The organism is Streptomyces sp. NPDC094143 (assembly GCF_040303825.1).
In the GTDB taxonomy this organism is placed as follows: Bacteria; Actinomycetota; Actinomycetes; order Streptomycetales; family Streptomycetaceae; genus Streptomyces.
In genome coordinates, this window is the sequence record NZ_JBEOTZ010000115.1 from 1 (window position 1) to 2,029 (window position 2,029).

The window sequence follows — 2,029 nt, forward strand, 5'->3', positions numbered from 1 at the left end:
AGCTTGTTCTTTAACCTTTCATCCGTTGTAGGGCGGTAAGGGTCTTCTCCCGGCGGACGGTTTTGCCCACGTCGTAGCGGGGTGCCCGGTGTCTGTTCGGGGTGCCGGGCGGTCGTCCGGGTCCGGGCCGATGGGGTTTCGGTGCTCTCGCGGGGCAGGGTAGGTGCTGGCGGAGGTTCCGAAACGTCCGCCGGACCCGGGCGGGAGTTAGCCGGTGCGGTGCGGCCGGCCTTTCCCAGCGGTGCCGCAGGTCGCGGGTGAGTGGGCGGGCGAGCCGGAGCTGGGTGTAGGCGGTGATGATCAGCCACGTCCACCGGTCCGCTGCCTCCGGGTCCCGTAGTCTGGGGCGGGTCCAGCCGAGGGTCTGCTTGAACAGGCGGAACGTGTGCTCCAGATCGAACCTGCGCAGGAACGCCTGCCAGGCCCGGTCGATGTCCGCGCCGTCGGCGCCGGTCTTGGAGGACCACAACCACACGGCCGGGGCCGCCCGGTCCTTCGACAGGCGCTCCACTTCCAGCCGGATCAACGTCCCCTCAATCAGTGGGAGTTCGCCCTCGTGTTCCAGCCAGGCGGCCCGGTGGGTCAGCCGCGGATGGACCCGGTCCCATGCCCGCGTGATGGCTTTGCCGTAGTTCGCGGTGGCCGTGCGGGTAGTGATGGAGGGCTCAGGCCAGGTCTCGGGCTTGGCGAAGCGGAGCTCCGGCCCGTGCTTCGGTGGCCGGCCTCCCTTCGGGGCGTAGACCCGTGGCGGTTTCGGGAGCCGCATCACGCGGTCACCGCGGACGCGCCCGACGAGCTCGACGGGCAGGTCCCGCAGGACCCACGCCAGGCGGGTGACGTCGTAGCCGGCGTCGGTCACGATGACGATGTCGGGCTCGCCCGGCGCCCACTGGCCTGCCGCGACGAGTCGTTCGACGACGTCACGGAGTTGGGCTGCTGTCACCGCGGTGGCGTCGTCGGCCGGGCCGAGCCGGACCGCGTCCAGGATCTGTGTCCAGGACGTGGCGCCCATCTCCAGCACGGCGACGAACGAGTAGGGCCAGCCGGGGATGAACTGTGAGGCCGTCTTCGCCCGCCCGTAGACGTGGCAGAACAGCCGGTCCGGCGAGCACGGAGCGTCCGATCGCAGCCACGGTGACACGTCGACGGCCAGGACCAGGCGCCCGTCGGGGAACCGGGGCAGCGGCAGGCCGGCCAGCAGCAACCGCAGCCGGTCCACATCGATCCGCCCCTGATTCAGGCCGGCGTACATCGCTCCGTGCCCACGTCGATGTTCTGGCAGGAGCGTCAGTTCGACTGCCGAGTGCACCGCACCCGGCGCACACAGCACCGCGTCCGCTAACTCGAACAGCTCATCGCCCCGAACGGCCAGACACGCGTACAACTCGTCCCGGAAGCGTGACGCTTCCGCGAACGCTTCCCCCGGAACGGCTTCAGGCAGCAGACTCACCCTCACGGCCTTCGTTCTGATCGGTGCACCTTGGTCGGAGCACATGATCAGACGAAGGCCGCCTCAGTGTCCGGAGAATGCCCAGGTCAGCGACCCAGTTCGAGTCATTTTCGACACCGGACCCCAAATGGCAGGGTCAGGCTCCCTCGGGAGTGATCAGGCAGAAGGGATGGCCGACGGGGTCCTCGTAGACGCGGTAACCGATCGGCTTGTCCGAACCATCCAGCAGCGTCGCGCCGAGGGCGAGCACTTGGGCCTCAGCCGTATCGAGGTCCGTGACCATCACGTCGATGTGCATTTGTTGAGGACGCGCGGAATCCGTCCACCGCGGCGCGCGAAAATCGTCCACCCGCTGGAAGGCGACCACCGGGGTGCCCGCCGCGTTCTGGAGCACGACGAAGTCGCCGGTGTCCGCCTGCCGTGAGAGCGACAGTAGCTTCTCGTAGAAACCGGCGAGCTCATCCGGGTCGGGGCAGTCGATGACAACGGTGTACAGGCGTCCGATCACCCGGCTCACTCTGCCACTGGCCCGCGAGCGGGCCAGTGGCAGGGGCCCAGCCCGAGGTTAAAGAACAAGCT

2 protein-coding genes are annotated in these 2,029 nt (G+C 68.6%); both read right to left on the reverse strand.

Going from position 1 to position 2,029, the window contains the following annotated elements:
- Window positions 1–10: 10 nt before the first annotated feature.
- Window positions 11–1,495: an NF041680 family putative transposase gene (locus tag ABTZ58_RS40000; protein ID WP_502996226.1), complete on the reverse strand. Its 1,485-nt coding sequence runs from the start codon at window positions 1,493–1,495 to the stop codon at window positions 11–13.
- A gap of 91 nt (window positions 1,496–1,586) precedes the next feature.
- Complete coding sequence (locus tag ABTZ58_RS40005; RefSeq protein ID WP_351368425.1) at window positions 1,587–1,958, reverse strand: VOC family protein; 372 nt, start codon at window positions 1,956–1,958, stop codon at window positions 1,587–1,589.
- Between the last annotated feature and the right edge of the window lie 71 nt (window positions 1,959–2,029).